Source organism: Streptomyces sp. NPDC001668 (assembly GCF_042893155.1).
Classification (GTDB): Bacteria; Actinomycetota; Actinomycetes; order Streptomycetales; family Streptomycetaceae; genus Streptomyces.
In genome coordinates this window covers 1-18,086 of the sequence record NZ_JBIAUQ010000026.1, presented here as the reverse complement: position 1 = coordinate 18,086, position 18,086 = coordinate 1, and the positions used below count along the sequence as shown (strand labels likewise).

11 protein-coding genes are annotated in these 18,086 nt (G+C 70.2%); 9 read left to right on the top strand and 2 right to left on the bottom strand.

Going from position 1 to position 18,086, the window contains the following annotated elements; translation table 11 throughout:
* The first annotated feature begins 169 nt into the window (after positions 1-169).
* Positions 170-1,708: a M1 family metallopeptidase gene (locus tag ACFYZ8_RS43970; protein WP_388542437.1), complete on the top strand. Its 1,539-nt coding sequence runs from the start codon at positions 170-172 to the stop codon at positions 1,706-1,708.
* A 134-nt stretch (positions 1,709-1,842) separates the two neighbouring features.
* Entirely contained in the window at positions 1,843-3,339 is a 1,497-nt protein-coding gene (hflX, locus tag ACFYZ8_RS43965) for a GTPase HflX (protein ID WP_359038664.1), read from the top strand.
* 103 nt (positions 3,340-3,442) lie between these two features.
* Here the strand turns inward: hflX and ACFYZ8_RS43960 are convergent, their stop codons facing one another.
* Positions 3,443-4,672: a trypsin-like serine peptidase gene (locus ACFYZ8_RS43960; protein ID WP_388542439.1), complete on the bottom strand. Its 1,230-nt coding sequence runs from the start codon at positions 4,670-4,672 to the stop codon at positions 3,443-3,445.
* 433 nt (positions 4,673-5,105) lie between these two features.
* Here ACFYZ8_RS43960 and ACFYZ8_RS43955 point away from each other — a divergent pair, with 433 nt between their 5' ends.
* The 4 genes from ACFYZ8_RS43955 (at position 5,106) to ACFYZ8_RS43940 (ending at position 12,295) form a co-directional block, all read left to right on the top strand.
* Positions 5,106-6,620 (top strand): aminotransferase class III-fold pyridoxal phosphate-dependent enzyme, encoded by a 1,515-nt coding sequence (locus tag ACFYZ8_RS43955; protein ID WP_388542441.1) that lies wholly within the window; start codon positions 5,106-5,108, stop codon positions 6,618-6,620.
* Between the two features lie 562 nt (positions 6,621-7,182).
* Positions 7,183-9,132, top strand: coding sequence for an IucA/IucC family protein (locus ACFYZ8_RS43950; protein ID WP_388542443.1), 1,950 nt, complete (start codon positions 7,183-7,185; stop codon positions 9,130-9,132).
* A gap of 39 nt (positions 9,133-9,171) precedes the next feature.
* A complete protein-coding gene (locus ACFYZ8_RS43945; RefSeq protein ID WP_388542445.1) occupies positions 9,172-9,999 on the top strand; it encodes a GNAT family N-acetyltransferase in 828 nt (275 codons plus the stop codon).
* Between the two features lie 277 nt (positions 10,000-10,276).
* Positions 10,277-12,295, top strand: coding sequence for an ATP-dependent DNA helicase (locus ACFYZ8_RS43940; RefSeq protein WP_388542447.1), 2,019 nt, complete (start codon positions 10,277-10,279; stop codon positions 12,293-12,295).
* A 142-nt stretch (positions 12,296-12,437) separates the two neighbouring features.
* Here ACFYZ8_RS43940 and lexA read toward each other — a convergent pair whose 3' ends face one another.
* Positions 12,438-13,217, bottom strand: coding sequence for a transcriptional repressor LexA (lexA, locus tag ACFYZ8_RS43935; protein ID WP_359038654.1), 780 nt, complete (start codon positions 13,215-13,217; stop codon positions 12,438-12,440).
* 561 nt (positions 13,218-13,778) lie between these two features.
* Between lexA and nrdR the strand changes: the two genes are divergently transcribed.
* The 3 genes from nrdR to ACFYZ8_RS43920 all read left to right on the top strand — a co-directional run.
* Positions 13,779-14,357, top strand: coding sequence for a transcriptional regulator NrdR (gene nrdR / locus ACFYZ8_RS43930; RefSeq protein WP_359038652.1), 579 nt, complete (start codon positions 13,779-13,781; stop codon positions 14,355-14,357).
* 158 nt (positions 14,358-14,515) lie between these two features.
* Positions 14,516-17,416 carry a vitamin B12-dependent ribonucleotide reductase gene (locus ACFYZ8_RS43925; protein WP_359038650.1) on the top strand — a complete coding sequence of 967 codons (2,901 nt, stop codon included), beginning with the start codon at positions 14,516-14,518 and terminating at the stop codon, positions 17,414-17,416.
* Between the two features lie 183 nt (positions 17,417-17,599).
* On the top strand, positions 17,600-18,086 hold a 487-nt coding region (locus ACFYZ8_RS43920; RefSeq protein ID WP_389050835.1), incomplete at its 3' end, for an arylamine N-acetyltransferase.

Sequence of the window (18,086 nt, the reverse complement as noted above, 5' to 3'; positions counted from 1 at the left end):
GAGGGCCGTGCCCGACCCGAGCAGCACCGGCGGCTTTGCCCGCGCGCGTGAGGCACCGTCGGTCCAGGGCCGCCGCGCGCGTCTCCTCCACCGCAGCGGACGACCCCGTTCGAGTGGGCCGGTCGCGCGTCGCCGTCGTGGCGGGCGTTCGCGCTGGTAGCGGTGGTGCATGCCGCTCACCCCCCACACTCACGCCGACCCCACCCCCGCCGACCGGCCAGGACCCGACGCCCCCCGTCGCCGTACCGGACGCGCCCGCCGGCGCAAGGCGGCCGCGCTGCTCGCCTCCGCCGTCTCCGTCTGTCTGCTCGCCGCGAGCGCCCCGGCCACGCCGCTCGGTGTCGGCGACCGCCTCTTCCCGCACCTCGGCAACCCCGGGTACGACGTGGCGTCGTACGACCTGTCCTTCACCTATTCCGGCAGCAACAGCAAGCCGCTCACGGCCGTCACCACCATCGACGCCTGGACGACGACCGAACTCGACCGCATCAACCTCGACTTCGCGCACGGCGAGGTCCAGTCGGTGCAGGTCGACGGGCGGTCGGCCGCCTTCACCGGCGCAGGTGAGGACCTCGTCGTCACCCCCGGCGAACCGCTCCCCGGTGGCAGCTGGACGCGGATCACCGTCCGGCACACGAGCGACCCCGTCTCCGCCGGCGACCGTGACGGCGGCTGGGTGCGCACCGCGGACGGGCTCGCCATGGCCAACCAGGCCGACGCCGCCCACCTGGTGTTCCCGTGCAACGACCACCCCTCCGACAAGGCGATGTTCACCATCCGCGTCACCGCGCCCGACGGCTACACGGCCGTCGCGAACGGGCTGCCGACGGAGGTGGACCGCGTCGGCAAGGCGACCACCTGGACGTACCGCACCCAGCACCCGATGGCCACCGAGCTGACGCAGGTCTCCATCGGCCGTTCCACCGTGCTGCACCGCACGGGACCGCACGGACTGCCCGTCCGGGACGTCGTGCCCGCGAAGGACCGCGCCGCGCTCGAACCCTGGCTGGACAGGACCCCCGCCCAGCTCGCGTGGATGGAGGGCAAGGTCGGGCCGTACCCCTTCGAGACGTACGGCATCCTCATGGCCGCCGCCGACACCGGCTTCGAGTTGGAAACCCAAACCCTCTCCCTCTTCGAGAAGGATCTCTTCACCGAGCCGGCCTACCCCAAGTGGTACGTCGAGTCGATCATGGTCCACGAGCTCGCCCACCAGTGGTTCGGCGACAGCGTCAGCCCCCGCACCTGGTCCGACCTGTGGCTCAACGAAGGACACGCCACCTGGTACGAGGCCCTGTACGCGGAGGAGAAGGAGGGCCGCACCCTCGAGGCCCGCATGAAGGCCGCGTACGGCGCCTCCGACCGCTGGCGCGCCGCCGGCGGACCGCCCGCCGCGCCCAAGCCGCCCAAGCCCGGCCAGAAGATCAGCATCTTCCGGCCGAACGTCTACGACGGCGCCGCCCTGATCCTCTACGCCCTGCGCCAGGAAATCGGCCGCAGGTCCTTCGAGAACCTGGAGCGCGCCTGGGTGCGGCAGCACCGGGACGACACGGCGTCGACCGCCGACTTCGTGCACCTCGCCTCAGAGATCTCCGGACGCGACCTCCGCGGCTTCCTCCAGGACTGGCTCTACGGCGAGAAGACCCCGCCGATGCCGGGACACCCGGACTGGAAGGCCGTGGCACCCGCAGCCGCACCGGTGAAATAAGGCGATGACGAGACGCCCCGTGCCGTGCGACCATCTTCAGGTCGGCGCGGCACGGGACACGGGAATCTCCCGGGGCACTCGTGCGTTGAAAGACATGACCGCCGCATCGGTATCCCCAACGACGTAAGGACCCAATGACCTCCTCTTCATCCCCTTCCCAGGACACGCAGCGCCTCGCGCACACCTACGCCGAAGGTCTTCGGGCCGATGCCCTGATGGAAGAGGACGTCGCCTGGAGCCACGAGATCGACGGAGAGCGGGACGGCGAGCAGTTCGACCGCTCCGAGCGCGCGGCCCTGCGCCGCGTCGCCGGCCTCTCCACCGAGCTCGAGGACGTCACCGAGGTCGAGTACCGCCAGCTCCGTCTGGAGCGGGTCGTCCTCGTCGGCGTCTGGACCACGGGGACAGCGCAGGACGCGGACAACTCCCTCGCCGAGCTCGCCGCCCTCGCGGAGACCGCGGGCGCGCTCGTGCTCGACGGCGTGATCCAGCGCCGCGACAAGCCCGACGCGGCCACCTTCATCGGTTCCGGCAAGGCCCAGGAGCTGCGGGACATCGTCCTGGAGTCCGGCGCGGACACCGTCATCTGCGACGGCGAGCTCAGCCCGGGTCAGCTCATCGCCCTCGAAGACGTCGTCAAGGTCAAGGTCATCGACCGTACGGCCCTGATCCTCGACATCTTCGCCCAGCACGCCAAGTCCCGAGAGGGCAAGGCGCAGGTCGCGCTCGCGCAGATGCAGTACATGCTGCCGCGACTGCGCGGCTGGGGTCAGTCGCTGTCCCGTCAGATGGGCGGCGGCAAGGGCGGCGGCCTCGCCACCCGTGGTCCCGGTGAGACCAAGATCGAGACGGACCGGCGTCGGATCCGCGAGAAGATGGCGAAGATGCGCCGGGAGATCGCGGACATGAAGACCGGCCGCGAGATCAAGCGCCAGGAGCGCAAGCGCCACAAGGTGCCCTCGGTCGCCATCGCGGGCTACACCAACGCCGGCAAGTCGTCCCTGCTCAACCGCCTCACGGGCGCGGGCGTCCTGGTCGAGAACGCCCTGTTCGCGACCCTGGACCCCACCGTCCGCCGGGCGGAGACCCCGAGCGGCCGGCTGTACACGCTGGCCGACACCGTCGGCTTTGTACGGCACCTGCCGCACCACCTGGTCGAGGCGTTCCGTTCCACCATGGAGGAGGTCGGCGAGTCCGACCTGATCCTGCACGTGGTCGACGGCTCGCACCCGAACCCGGAGGAGCAGCTGGCCGCCGTGCGCGAGGTGATCAGGGACGTCGGCGCCACCGGCGTGCCCGAGATCGTCGTGATCAACAAGGCCGACGCGGCGGACCCGCTGACGCTCCAGCGGCTGATGCGGATCGAGAAGCGCTCCATCGCGGTCTCGGCCCGCACCGGTCAGGGCATCACCGAGCTGCTCGCCCTCATCGACAACGAACTGCCCAGGCCGTCCGTCGAGATCGAGGCGCTCGTGCCGTACACCCACGGCAAGCTGGTCGCCCGCGCCCATGACGAGGGCGAGGTGATCTCCGAGGAGCACACGGCGGAGGGCACCCTCCTCAAGGTGCGGGTCCACGAGGAACTGGCCGCGGACCTGGCGCCGTATGTGCCGGTACCGGTTGTGGCCTGAGTGCTGTAGCTCTGCAGGAGGCCCGCCCCTTTCGACAGGGGGCGGGCCTCCTGCGCGTTCAGGTGTGGTGACCTCGCGGGCTGGTCGAGGAGACCGGAGGCCGTCACCGCCCGGCGAACCGCCGACTGACCGACTCGTACACCCCCTCGGCCACCTCACCCAGCCGGGGTCCGGCCAGCCAGCCCGCGTTCACCGGGCCGATCGAGGTGTTGGACACCAACGCCGGCTCGCCGTCCGCACCCGTCGCGACCCAGCCGCCGCCGGACGAACCACCGGTCATGGTGCAGCCGATCCGGTACATCGTCGGATCCGAGGCGTTGATCGACAGCCGTCCCGGCCTGTCCTGGCACTGGTACAGCGTCTCCCCGTCGAACGGCGCCGCCGCCGGATACCCGCTGGCCGTGATGGTCTCCACCCGCGGCACCGCCGGCGCGGCGAAGTTCACCGGCAGGGCCGAACCGACCGTCTCCTCCAACGACTTTCCGGCGCCGCCCTCCTCCGGCGTCACATGGATCACGGCGAAGTCGTACGGAGCACCGTCCCCACCGGTCGGCCCGCCCTGGGCGATCCACTGGTCCGAGGTACGCGCCCAGTCGGCCCACCAGACGCCGTAGGGAGCGAGATCGTCCTCGGTCGCGCTCGCCAGCTCCTCCGCCGACAGGGCCTGGTCGTTGTACGACGGCACGAACGCGATGTTGCGGTACCAGCCGCCATTTTTGCCCGCGTGCACACAATGCCCCGCCGTCCACACCATGTTGGACCTGCCCGGGTGGGCCGGGTCCTCCACGACCGTCGCCGAACAGACCATCGTCCCTTCGGGCGAGTCGAAGAACACCTTGCCCGCCACCGGGACATTGTCGTGGTACGTAGGCGATACGGCCTTCGCGTCCACCGGAGCCGGCTCCGGGTCGGTGACGCCCTGGTCACCCGAGAGGTCGTTCTCCTGGACACCGCGGTCGGGATCCTCGGCGTCCCGCATGCGCTCCGGGTCCCACAGGCCCTCGATGATCGGGTTGATGTAGTCCTGGGCCTCGCGCAGCCAGTCGTCCCTGTCCCAGTTCTTCCAGGCGCCGTTCTTCCACTTGTCGACATCGATCCCGTGCTCCTTGAGCCCGTCCCTGATGTCGTCCGGGATCGTGATCTTGCCGTCGCCCTCGGAAGCGGCGGAGGCGGAGGCCTGCGCGTTCGCGTCCGGGTCTCCCGAGCCACAGCCGGTGGCGGTCAGCGCCAGCACCGACAGGACGGCGAGGGTGGCCAGGGCGGGGGAGCTTCCCCGCCGGGCACCCCTCCCGCCCTCGCCGCGCGCGGTCAACGACAGCGGTTCGGATCGCATGCTTGCCTCCCCCTGGTGCGGACGAACCCGGGGCCGGAAACGGCAAGTTCCCGCAGAAGCCCCGCGAGTCCGCCCACCGGTACAGCCCCTTGGAACGGCATCACACACTATGCGCCCGCTATGGGTGACTTCCGACGGAACCGCAACAGTTCCGTCACACCAAAGATCTTCGGACAACCCGTAACCCGATGAACAGTCCGGTGTTGGTAGCGGTGGGGGCTTGCTGCCGGCGGACGGCTCGGTCCCCGGCGCCCCAATCCCCGCTGTCTCGGCGACAGTCGGGGCAACGATGTGCCGATGTGCCGATGTGCCGAGATGTCGAGATGTCGAGATGTCGAGATGTCGAGCAAAGGGTCCCGGGGTTCCGTATGTCGGGGCGGGCGAGTCCACGAGGGAACCGCTTGCCCCCGCACAGCGCGACGACGGGAGAACCATGGCCGTGACCGAGACCGCACCCGGGGAGGCCATGGCGGGACCCACCGCTGTCGCGGAACCGTCGCAGGCACGCTCCGCGCAGGAGGGAATCCTGCGGCGCCAGTCGGCCCGCGAGCCGGCGGCGCGCACCTACGCCCGCGCCCTCCCGATCGTCCCGGTACGCGCACGCGGTCTCACCATCGAGGGCGCCGACGGCCGCCGCTACCTCGACTGCCTCTCGGGTGCCGGCACCCTGGCCCTCGGCCACAACCACCCCGTCGTCCTGGAAGCGATCCGCAAGGTCCTCGACTCGGGCGCCCCTCTCCACGCCCTCGACCTCGCGACCCCCATCAAAAACGCCTTCATCACCGAACTGTTCCGCACCCTCCCTCCCGGGCTCGCCACCCACGCGCGCGTGCAGTTCTGCGGCCCGGCCGGCACCGACGCGGTGAAGACCGCCGTCAAGCTCGTACGCGCCGCGACCGGTCGCCACGGCGTGCTCGCCTTCGCCGGCGCCCACCACGGCATGGCCTCCGGCGCGCTCGAAGCGTCCGGCGACGCCTTCGACGGGCGGGTCGACCGGTTGCCCTATCCGCAGGACAACCGGTGCCCCTTCGGGGTCGGTGGCCCGCACGGCGCCGAACTCGCCGCCCGCTGGACGCAATCCGTCCTCGACGACCCCGAGTCCGGGGAGTCGCTGCCCGCCGGGATGATCCTCGAACCCCTCCAGAGCGAAGGCGGGGTCCTTCCGGCTCCGGACGAGTGGATGCGGCGCATGCGCCAGCTCACGGCCGACCGCTCGATCCCCCTCATCGCCGACGAGATCCAGACGGGCGTCGGCCGTACCGGTGCCTTCTGGGCCGTCGAGCACAGCGGCATCACCCCCGACGTGATGGTCCTCTCCAAGGCCATCGGCGGCAGCCTGCCTCTCGCCGCCGTCGTCTACCGCGACGACCTCGACGCGGGGGAGTCCGGTGCCCATGCCGGCACGTTCCGCGGCAACCAACTCGCCATGGCCGCGGGCACGGCCACGATGGCCTACGTCCGCGAGAACGGCCTCACGGAGCGCGCGGCGTCGCTGGGGGCGCGGATGCTGGGGCAACTTCGTGAACTGAGCCGGGAGTTCTCCGTGATCGGTGATGTGCGGGGACGGGGGTTGCTGATCGGGGTCGAGATGGTGGAGGGGGAGTGGGAGGGAGGGGCGGTCACTGGGGCCGCTGAATTGGTGGGCCCGGTGGGCCCGGTGGGCCCGGTGGGCCCGGTGGGCCCGGTGGGGCAGGGCGGTGCCGGCGTTGCCGTGATGTCTGGTGCCGCCCCCGCTCCTCGCCGGGGCTCTCCGGAGCTCGCCGCCGCCGTTCAGCGAGAGTGCCTCCGGCGAGGCCTGATCGTCGAGCTGAGCGGTCGTCACGCGAGCGTGGTCCGCCTGCTCCCGCCCCTGACGATCACCGACGAACAGGCGACCGCCGTCCTGGACCGCCTCGCCGACGCCGTGGCAGCGGTGGCCCGCGGCCATGGCCCCGGTGGCGGGAGGTGAGGGGCGCTCCTGCGTCAGGGTTCGGAGGAGAGGGCGAGGTGGCCGACGGGCTGACCGCGGGAGCCGAAGTGGCGGCACAGGATGGCGTGCTGGTTGCGGCCGGTGGGACGCCGGAAGCCGGTGATCTGACGGAGACCAGTCGAACGGCAGCCGCCGGCGTGACTGGTGCCGCGACCGCGACCTCGGCCCCATCGACAGCTTCCTCCGGGGCCGGCGTGACGACCGAGCTCGGGGCCGGAGCCGGGGCCGGGGCCGAGTTGACGCTGGAGCCTGGCCCAGAGCTGGAGCCCTGGTCGGAGTCGAGGCCGGGGCCTGTGCCCGTGCCTGAGTGGGAGCCGGAGCCGGCGCGGACGTCGGGGTCCAGCCCGACCGGCTGTTCGGGAGGCTCGGTGGGCGGCACGCGGCGGCTGCGCTTACGCCGCGAGGGCCGACGGCTTGGTGTCTTGGGTGTCCGCCACCAGCACCCCGCCCAGCCGCCCCGGTACCGGCACGACAACTCCGACTCACCACCCCACGAGACAGCAGCCCCCCGAGGCAGAACCACCCACCAAGGAACACCGACTTGAACACGATCCCGACCCCCCACGGACCCACCTCCACGCCCCCGCGCAACACCTCCGGCACCACTCCCGCTCCGCCACCCCGCTCCCGCCCCGAGCACACCCCGTCCCAGGGCGGACCTCCCGAACAGGAACGTCGGAGCGGCGCCACCGCCGACCCCCTGAAGCACCCCGACCCACACACCGCCGCAGAATCCGCCGCCGTGGAGAATCTGCTCCGCTGCTGGGTTCGCGAGACCAACCTGCCTGCCCCTGCGGGCGGCACCCTCCGTATCCCCCTTCCTGCCAGTGGCACCGCCCTCCTCGTCCCCGTCCCCTACTGGTCCCCTACGGGATGGCACCGCTTCGGCCTCCCCCATCTCGCAAGCGCCCCCGAACAGGCCCCGCCGGCCGATGCGGTCACCGTCGCGGCATTGCTCACCCGTGAGTCCCTGGCCACCGAAACCCCCGCCTCCGCAAGCGGCGCCGACCTCGTGGCCCGCGTAGCCGACTCCGTCCGCCGCACCGCCGTCTTCGTCCGCGAGCGCCGTAAGAACCCCGAAGACGGCTCGGATCTCTTCCTCACCGCCGAACAGGCACTCGTCCTCGGCCACCCCCTGCACCCGGCCCCGAAGAGCCGTGAAGGTCTCTCCGAAGCCGAAGCCGCCTCGTACTCACCCGAGCTGCGCGGCTCCTTCCGCCTGCACTGGCTCGCTGTCGACCCCTCCGTCCTCGCGACCGACTCGGCCTGGACCGAACGCGGCCGTCCCGTCACCGCCGCCCAGCTCACCCAGCGCCTGGCCGGCCCCGATCTGCCGCTGCCCGAAGGGCACGCGGCCCTGCCGCTGCACCCCTGGCAGCTCCGTGAGGTCCGGCACCGCCCCGAGACAGCTCCTCTCTTCGACGCCGGGCTGCTTCAGGACCTCGGCACCCACGGCTCCCCCTGGCACCCCACCTCCTCCGTACGCACTGTCCATCGCTCCGGCGCCCCCGCCATGCTCAAGCTCTCCCTGGGTCTGCGCATCACCAACTCCCGCCGTGAGAACCTCCGCAAGGAACTCCACCGGGGGGTCGAGGTGCACCGGCTCCTGCGCGGCGGCCTGTCCAAGGAGTGGCAGGCGGCCCACCCCGGGTTCGACATCGTCCGCGACCCGTCCTGGCTCGCCGTCGACGGGCCCGACGGCAGTCCCGTCCCGGGCATCGACGTGATGATCCGGCACAACCCGTTCAGTCCCTCGCACGACGTCTCCTGCATCGCCGGACTCGTCTCACCACGCCCCCACGCGCGAGCCGGTACCACCGAGAACCGACCAGAAAGGGGCGGCCCGGAGCCGGAACCGGAGTGGCCGGCCTGGCGGTCTCGGCTTGCCGAGCTCGTCACCCGCCTCGCCGCCCGCACCGGCCGCCCGAGAGCTGCCGTCGCCACCGAGTGGTTCCTGCGCTACCTGGAACACGTCGTCCGCCCGGTGCTGTGGCTCGACGGAGAGGCGGGCATCGCGCTGGAGGCACACCAGCAGAACACCCTGGTCCTGCTGGACGGCGACGGCTGGCCCACCGGTGGCCGCTACCGTGACAACCAGGGCTACTACTTCCGCGAGTCCCGGCGGGCGGAACTCGACGCCCGGCTGCCCGGCATCGGCACCCACAGCGACACCTTCGTCTCCGACGAGGTCACCGACGAGCGTTTCGCGTACTACCTCGCGATCAACAACGTCCTCGGCCTCGTCGGTGCGTTCGGCTCCCAGCGCCTGGCCGACGAACGGCTGCTGCTGGCCGCCTTCCGCCGCTTCCTCGCCGACGTGGCCTGCGGACCCGCCCGACTGCGCACCACGCTGCCCGGCCACCTGCTCGACTCGTCCGTCCTGCGCTGCAAGGCCAATCTGCTGACCCGCGTGCACGGCCTGGACGAACTCATCGGCCCGGTCGACACCCAGTCCGTCTACGTCACCATCGCCAACCCCCTTCACTCCTGAGGAACATGACCCACCCCGCCTCCTGAGAGGAACGCCCCCGTGTCTCCCACCGACGCGAGTGCCGACGCCGTTTCCGCCCCCCGTCCGAACATCGGTGTCGGCCGGAGCACCGACCACGAGGACACACTGGACCTGCGTCTACCGGACGAACTCATCGCGCTCTTCGGGGCAGAGCGGCCCTGCACGAGCGAGGGACCACGCGACACGGGCACCGACACCGTCACCGACAACCGGCACAGGCAACAGCGCCTCGCCGACGGCTCCGCCCCGCCCGCCGCACCCAGCCCGGTCGGCGACGACCTCCTCGACGCCGTCGCCGGCTGGGGACCGATCACGACTTCCGCGGGCGTGTTCCACCTCGTGCCCGTACGCGTCGAGCGGGACCTTCCCCTCATCTGCCGCTGGATGAACGACCCCGCCGTCGCCGCGTTCTGGGAGCTGGCCGGGCCCCCGGGCGTGACGGAGAACCACCTGCGGCCCCAACTGGACGGTGACGGACGCAGCGTTCCCTGCCTCGGGGTGCTGAACGGCACCCCCATGAGCTACTGGGAGATCTACCGGGCAGACCTTGATCCGCTGGCTCGCCACTACCCGGCCAGACCGCACGACACCGGTATCCATCTGCTCATCGGCGCCGTCACCGATCGGGGACGCGGTCTCGGCAGCACTCTCCTCAGAACCGTCGGCGATCTCGTACTCGACAGGCGCCCCGCCTGTGCCCGCGTCATCGCCGAACCCGACCTTCGGAACATCCCGTCCGTCACCGCCTTTCTGAATGCAGGATTCCGCTTCTCCGTCGAGGTGACCCTGCCCGCCAAGCGGGCGGCCCTCATGATCCGGGACCGGTCCCTGCGCGATCTGATGTAGCCATGCGTCATCACGCAATCACTTTTGGTACACCGGTCGCGCCGAGTCGGTTCCCACCCGCCGCACTGTCACCCCGCCTTGCGCGCCTCGATCAATTCCGGCCGCCGACCGCCCGAAGTCGGTCCCCACCGGATCAGACCCGGCCGAAGTCGAACCAAGTCGAGCCGATCAGATTCCCCACCCGCCCCCTCTCCGAGGAGCTCCCGGTCTTGATCCCGCCCCTCGTGCCCGCCGTGATCACCCCTTTGTCAGTGCCGGGCCGTAGGGTGGTCGCGCTATGACGAAGCCCTCACTCCCCGAACTCCTGCATGCTGCCGTCACTGCCGTCGGCGGTACGGAGCGCCCCGGCCAGGTGACCATGGCCGAATCCGTCGCGGACGCGATCGACGACGGTTCCCACCTGTTGGTGCAGGCCGGCACCGGTACCGGAAAGTCGCTCGGCTATCTCGTGCCCGCGCTCGCGCACGGGGAGCGGGTCGTCGTCGCGACGGCGACCCTGGCCCTGCAGAGACAGCTCGTCGAGCGCGACCTGCCGCGCACGGTCGACGCGCTGCACCCGCTGCTGCGCCGCCGCCCGGAGTTCGCGATGCTCAAGGGCCGGTCGAACTATCTCTGTCTGCACCGCCTTCACGAGGGGGTCCCGCAGGACGAGGAGGAGGGTCTCTTCGACCAGTTCGAGGCGGCCGCGCCCACCAGCAAGCTGGGCCAGGATCTGCTGCGGCTGCGGGACTGGTCGCAGGACACCGAGACCGGCGACCGCGACGACCTCACGCCGGGCGTCTCCGACCGCGCCTGGGCGCAGATCTCCGTGTCCTCACGGGAGTGCCTGGGCGCGACGAAGTGCGCCTACGGCGCCGAGTGCTTCGCCGAGATGGCCCGCGAGCGCGCCAAGCTCGCCGAGGTCGTCGTCACCAACCACGCGCTGCTCGCGATCGACGCCATCGAAGGCGCCCCCGTCCTCCCCCAGCACGAGGTGCTGATCGTCGACGAGGCGCACGAGCTGGTTTCCCGGGTCACCGGTGTCGCCACCGGCGAGCTCACTCCCGGCCAGGTCAACCGCGCGGTGCGCCGCGCCGCGAAGCTCGTCAACGAAAAGGCGGCCGACCAGCTCCAGACCGCCGCCGAGGGCTTCGAGCGACTGATGGAGCTCGCCCTGCCCGGACGGCTGGAGGAGATCCCGGAGGACCTCGGCTACGCGCTGATGGCCCTGCGCGACGCCGCCCGTACGGTCATCTCCGCGATCGGCGCGACACGCGACAAGTCGGTCCAGGACGAGGACGCCGTCCGCAAACAGGCGCTCGCCTCCGTGGAGTCGGTGCACGACGTGGCGGAGCGGATCACGAACGGCTCGGAGTGGGACGTCGTCTGGTACGAGCGTCACGACCGCTTCGGTGCCTCCCTGCGCGTGGCACCCATGTCGGTGTCGGGCCTGCTGAGGGAGAAGCTGTTCGCGGACCGCTCCGTGGTCCTGACCTCGGCGACCCTGAAACTGGGCGGCGACTTCAACGGCGTAGGAGCGTCCCTCGGACTCGCCCCGGAAGGAACCGAGGGCGAGGACCTGCCGAAGTGGAAGGGCATCGACGTCGGTTCGCCCTTCGACTACCCCAGGCAAGGCATCCTCTACGTCGCCAAGCACCTCTCGCGCCCCGCGCGTGACGGCGACCGGGTCGACATGCTCGACGAACTGACGGAGCTCATCCAGGCGGCCGGGGGACGCACCCTGGGGCTCTTCTCCTCCATGAGGGCGGCCCAGCTGGCCGCCGAGGAACTGCGGTCCCGGATCCCGGAGTTCCCGATCCTCCTCCAGGGCGAGGAGACCCTCGGCGAGTTGATCAAGAACTTCGCGGCCGACCCGAAGACCTGCCTCTTCGGCACGCTGTCGCTCTGGCAGGGCGTCGACGTGCCCGGCCCCAGCTGCCAGCTGGTCGTCATGGACAAGATTCCGTTCCCGCGTCCCGACGACCCTTTGATGAGCGCTCGCCAGAAGGCGGTGGAGGACGCGGGCGGTAACGGCTTCATGGCGGTCGCGGCCACGCACGCCGCCCTGCTCATGGCCCAGGGCGCCGGCCGCCTCGTACGGGCCTCGGGGGACCGTGGCGTGGTCGCCGTGCTGGATCAGCGGCTGGCCACGGCGCGGTACGGCAGTTATCTGAAGGCGTCACTGCCCGACTTCTGGTACACCACGGACCGTAATCAGGTGCGGAAGTCGCTGGCGGCGATCGACGCCGCGGCGAAGGTCACGGAAACGGCGGAACTCGCAGCAGAGGCCGAGAAGGCCCAGGCGGAGCTCGGATGATCGCTGGTTGGCCCGACCCGGCAGCGGATCAGGCCAACCAGCGATGCGCAGCGGCCCGTCATCCGGGCCGGACAGCGCAGGGCCCCGGAACCGGCGCAGGGGTTCCGGGGCCCGGTCGGGTCGGCGAGGCCTGTCGCGGGGCTCAGACCCGCCGCAGAACCGCGACTACCTTGCCGAGGATGGTCGCGTCGTCGCCGGGGATCGGCTCGTACGCGGAGTTGTGGGGGAGGAGCCAGACATGGCCGTCCTCGCGCTTGAAGCGCTTCACGGTGGCCTCGCCGTCGAGCATCGCGGCGACGATGTCGCCGTTCTCGGCGACGGGCTGGCGGCGCACGGTGACCCAGTCGCCGTCGCAGATCGCGGCCTCGATCATCGAGTCGCCGACGACCTTGAGGACGAACAGCTCACCGTCACCGACGAGTTGGCGGGGCAGCGGGAACACGTCCTCGACGGATTCCTCGGCGAGGATCGGGCCACCGGCGGCGATCCGGCCCACCAGCGGGACGTACGACGCGGCGGGCTTGCCCGCGGTGTCCGTGGGCTGCGCGGAGGTGCCCTGGTCCGAGCCGCGCACCTCGTACGCGCGCGGGCGGTGCGGGTCGCGGCGCAGGAAGCCCTTGCGCTCCAGTGCCATGAGCTGGTGTGCGACGGACGACGTGCTGGACAGGCCGACCGCCTGGCCGATCTCCCGCATGGACGGCGGGTAGCCGCGCCGCTGGACGGAATCCCTGATGACCTCGATCACCCGGCGCTGCCGATCGGTGAGCCCGGAGCTGTCCGCCCGGATACCTGGAGGTCGGCCCGGCAGGGACCGCTTGTGTCCCTCGGGATTCACGGCTTCGTTCATCGCATGCACCGGCTCGAGTCGGCCCTGGGAACGGTCCTGGGCAGTGATGGTGGCACTGTCTGCGGTCGTGGTCACGTCGGCCCCTCTCGATGGTCTCCCTGCTGGACAACGGTAGTTGCTTTCGAAAGGTTGCGCCAAACACACGTTCGAGTGAAAAATCGCGAATCGCCTTTCGCGATGATGTGTCTGGGTGTATGGCCAACGCGCCGCCGCCGAACAAAAGGGCCCATTGCTGTACTCTTCACCGCCGGATGGCGACCTCGCGGGTTGTTGCCCCAGTGTGCCACCTGGTGCGCTGTGGGCCGGGTAGCGGCTCCCATCTGTGCGGGAATCCCACGTCCCCTCCTTGTGGTGCCCACGGTATCTCCGCATGCGTCGCGGCGATACGGCTGTGCGTCGCGTGCGCCGAGCGCCGGGACGGTCGTATGGCACATGCCAATACCGGCGCGACGCACGTGTACGGCGTGTATGCCGTGCCAATCCCTACATGTAGTGCTTGGATTGCTACAGCAGCCCAGAAGTTGTGGTCCCCCGGGTCTCCGCGCCCGCTGCGATCGCCTATGCTGGGGGCTGCTTCGAGGGGCCCATGGGGCTCAGCGAGGCTATTGAGTCTGCTGTGAGGGAGGTTGGGAGTTCATGCACTGCCCCTTCTGCAGGCACCCCGACAGCCGTGTCGTCGACAGTCGTACGACCGACGACGGCACGTCGATCCGCAGGCGCCGCCAGTGTCCGGACTGCTCCCGTCGTTTCACGACCGTGGAGACGTGCTCGCTGATGGTCGTCAAGCGGTCGGGGGTCACCGAGCCTTTCAGCCGTACCAAGGTCATCAACGGTGTGCGCAAGGCATGCCAGGGGCGGCCTGTCACCGAGGACGCGCTCGCCCAGCTCGGCCAGCGGGTCGAGGAGGCGGTGCGGGCCACCGGAAGCGCCGAGCTGACGACCCACGACGTGGGGCTGGCCATACTCGGCCCGTTGCAGGAGCTCGATCTCGTCGCGTATCTGCGATTCGCCTCCGTCTACCGGGCTTTCGACTCGCTCGATGACTTCGAGGCCGCGATCGCGGAACTGAGGGAAGACACGGGACCCCCCGCCGCGGACGACGAGGACCGCGGTGAGGCTGTGGACGGCGACGAGGCCGTCGTGGAGAGCCGGGAAGACGATCGCGGGCCCGGAGGGACTGCTCAAGTCCCGGAGCCCGCCCGCGCCGCCGAGTAGATCGGCGGGCCGGGCCGGGACCCCGGGCCGGCCGGACGGCGGCGAACCAAGACCTGTTGCGGGCGGTAGCGAGTGGGTGCCCGCAATACCAGACAGAACACCGTGCCACGGGAACATCGGGGCACTTCAGGGCGTTTTAGCCCGTACAGGGAGGCGGCATGACAGAGACGGCGAGCGGTCCGGCACGGAGTTCCCGCGCCAAGGGCACCAAGGCGGCTGCGAACAAGGGCCTGCGCATCGAGCGCATCCACACCACTCCCGGCGTGCATCCGTACGACGAGGTGGAATGGGCGCTTCGTGACGTCGTCATGACCAACTGGCGCGACGGCTCGGTCAACTTCGAGCAGCGTGGCGTCGAGTTCCCCGACTTCTGGTCGGTGAACGCGGTCAACATCGTCACCAGCAAGTACTTCCGCGGTGCCGTCGGCACCCCCCAGCGCGAGGTGAGCCTCAAGCAGCTCATCGACCGCATCGTGAAGACGTACCGGAAGGCCGGCGAGGACTACAAGTACTTCGCTTCGCCCGCCGACGCGGAGATCTTCGAGCACGAGCTGGCGTACGCGCTCCTGCACCAGATCTTCAGCTTCAACAGCCCTGTCTGGTTCAACGTCGGCACGCCCCAGCCGCAGCAGGTCTCGGCCTGCTTCATCCTGTCCGTCGACGACTCCATGGAGTCGATCCTCGACTGGTACAAGGAAGAGGGCATGATCTTCAAGGGCGGTTCCGGCGCCGGCCTGAACCTGTCCCGCATCCGCTCCTCCAAGGAACTGCTGTCCTCGGGCGGCAACGCCTCGGGCCCCGTCTCCTTCATGCGCGGTGCCGACGCCTCCGCAGGAACGATCAAGTCGGGTGGCGCCACGCGCCGCGCCGCCAAGATGGTCATCCTCGACGTCGATCACCCCGACATCGAGGACTTCATCGAGACCAAGGTCAAGGAAGAAGAGAAGATCCGCGCCCTGCGCGACGCGGGCTTCGACATGGACCTGGGCGGCGACGACATCACGTCCGTCCAGTACCAGAACGCCAACAACTCGGTCCGTGTGAACGACAGGTTCATGAAGGCCGTCGAGACGGGCGCCAAGTTCGGCCTGACGTCCCGCATGACCGGCGAGGTCATCGAAGAGGTCGACGCCAAGGCGCTGTTCCGCAAGATGGCCGAGGCCGCGTGGGCCTGTGCCGACCCGGGCATCCAGTACGACGACACCATCAACCACTGGCACACGTGCCCGGAGTCCGGCCGTATCAACGGCTCGAACCCCTGCAGCGAGTACATGCACCTGGACAACACGTCCTGCAACCTCGCCTCGCTGAACCTGATGAAGTTCCTGAAGGACGACGGCAAGGGCAACCAGTCCTTCGAGGTCGAGCGCTTCGCCAAGGTCGTCGAGCTGGTCATCACCGCGATGGACATCTCCATCTGCTTCGCGGACTTCCCGACGCAGAAGATCGGTGAGAACACGCGCGCGTTCCGCCAGCTCGGCATCGGCTACGCCAACCTCGGCGCCCTGCTGATGGCGACCGGTCACGCGTACGACTCCGACGGCGGCCGTGCCCTCGCCGGTGCCATCACCTCCCTGATGACCGGCACGTCGTACAGGCGTTCCGCCGAACTCGCCGCGGTGGTCGGCCCGTACGACGGCTACGCCCGCAACGCGCAGCCGCACCTGCGGGTCATGAAGCAGCACTCCGACGAGAACACCAAGGCCGTCCGCATGGACGACCTGGACACGCCGATCTGGGCCGCCGCCACGGAGGCCTGGCAGGACGTCCTGCGTCTCGGTGAGAAGAACGGTTTCCGTAACTCCCAGGCGTCCGTCATCGCCCCGACCGGCACCATCGGTCTCGCGATGTCCTGCGACACCACCGGTCTCGAGCCCGACCTCGCGCTGGTCAAGTTCAAGAAGCTGGTCGGCGGCGGCTCGATGCAGATCGTCAACGGCACGGTCCCGCAGGCCCTGCGCCGCCTGGGCTACCAGGAGGAGCAGATCGAGGCGATCGTCGCCCACATCGCCGAGAACGGCAATGTGATCGACGCCCCCGGCCTCAAGCACGAGCACTACGAGGTGTTCGACTGCGCCATGGGCGAGCGCTCCATCTCCGCGATGGGCCACGTCCGCATGATGGCCGCGATCCAGCCCTGGATCTCCGGTGCGCTCTCCAAGACGGTCAACCTGCCGGAGACGGCGACCGTCGAGGACGTCGAGGAGGTCTACTTCGAGGCCTGGAAGATGGGCGTCAAGGCGCTCGCCATCTACCGCGACAACTGCAAGGTCGGCCAGCCCCTCTCCGCGAAGACCAAGGAGAAGGAGAAGACCGAGGTCACCGAGAAGGCCGAGGCGACCATCCGCGAGACGGTCGAGAAGGTCATCGAGTACCGCCCGGTCCGCAAGCGCCTCCCCAAGGGCCGTCCCGGCATCACGACGTCCTTCACGGTCGGCGGCGCCGAGGGCTACATGACCGCCAACTCCTACCCGGACGACGGTCTCGGCGAGGTCTTCCTGAAGATGTCGAAGCAGGGCTCCACCCTCGCGGGCATGATGGACGCCTTCTCGATCGCCGTCTCGGTGGGCCTCCAGTACGGCGTGCCGCTGGAGACGTACGTCTCGAAGTTCACCAACATGCGCTTCGAGCCGGCCGGCATGACGGACGACCCGGACGTGCGGATGGCGCAGTCGATCGTCGACTACATCTTCCGCCGCCTGGCGCTGGACTTCCTGCCCTTCGAGACGCGTTCCGCGCTCGGCATCCACTCCGCCGAGGAGCGTCAGCGGCACCTCGAGACCGGCTCCTACGAGCCGACCGAGGAGGAAGTGGACGTCGAGGGCCTGGCCCAGTCGGCGCCGCGCGCCCAGGAGCTGAAGGCGGTCGCCACGCCCAAGGCCGAGGTCGAGGCGGTCAAGCCCGCCCCGCAGCAGGCCCACACCAGCGCCGAGCTGGTGGAGATGCAGCTGGGCATCCAGGCCGACGCCCCGCTCTGCTTCTCCTGCGGTACGAAGATGCAGCGGGCCGGTTCCTGCTACATCTGCGAGGGCTGCGGCTCGACCAGCGGCTGCAGCTGACGCCTCACGCCTGGGCTGAGATGAAGAGGGTGCCGGCCCGCGGGCCGGCACCCTCTTCGGCGTTTGCGGCGGCGCGGCGGATGGACAGCGGTGGTGTGCGGCGGGGGCGGCGGTGATCATTGGGCGGGGGCCCGCGGGCGGACGCGGGTCCTGGAACCTCACGGCGCGGGGGAGCGTACGGGTATGTGGAACGGTGACGAGCTGGATCTGGGCGCGTACCTGGCGCGGATCGGGCTGGGGGGCAGGGGCGGGGAACTCCGGCCGGACCTCGGGACGTTGTACGCGGTGCACCGGGCCCACACCGCCGCCATCCCCTTCGAGAGCCTGGACGTCCTGCTCGGCCGCCCCGTCGCGCTGGAGGTCAAGGCCCTGGAGGAAAAGCTCGTGCACGGCCGCCGCGGCGGCTACTGCTACGAGCAGAACTCGCTGTTGGCCGCTGCCCTGGAGCGGATCGGCTTCGAGGTCTCCGGGCGCGGCGCCCGCAACCGCACCCGGGGCGACACACTGCTGGCGGTGACGCACGCGATGCTCGTCGTCACCGTCGAGGGTGAGCCGTGGCTCTGCGACGCCGGATTCGGCTACCAGGGCCCGCGGGAACCCGTTCCGCTCGGGCGGCCCGGGGCCGAGGTGCGCCAGGGGCCGTGGAGGTTCTGCGTCCATGAGGAGGAGG

Excerpts from the sequence above, each read along its gene's own strand:
- ACFYZ8_RS43970 (WP_388542437.1), top strand. The coding sequence starts at position 170 with ATGCCGCTCACCCCCCACACTCACGCCGACCCCACCCCCGCCGACCGG.
- hflX (WP_359038664.1), top strand. The coding sequence starts at position 1,843 with ATGACCTCCTCTTCATCCCCTTCCCAGGACACGCAGCGCCTCGCGCAC.
- ACFYZ8_RS43960 (WP_388542439.1), bottom strand. The coding sequence starts at position 4,672 with ATGCGATCCGAACCGCTGTCGTTGACCGCGCGCGGCGAGGGCGGGAGG.
- ACFYZ8_RS43955 (WP_388542441.1), top strand. The coding sequence starts at position 5,106 with ATGGCCGTGACCGAGACCGCACCCGGGGAGGCCATGGCGGGACCCACC.
- ACFYZ8_RS43940 (WP_388542447.1), top strand. The coding sequence starts at position 10,277 with ATGACGAAGCCCTCACTCCCCGAACTCCTGCATGCTGCCGTCACTGCC.
- nrdR (WP_359038652.1), top strand. The coding sequence starts at position 13,779 with ATGCACTGCCCCTTCTGCAGGCACCCCGACAGCCGTGTCGTCGACAGT.
- ACFYZ8_RS43925 (WP_359038650.1), top strand. The coding sequence starts at position 14,516 with ATGACAGAGACGGCGAGCGGTCCGGCACGGAGTTCCCGCGCCAAGGGC.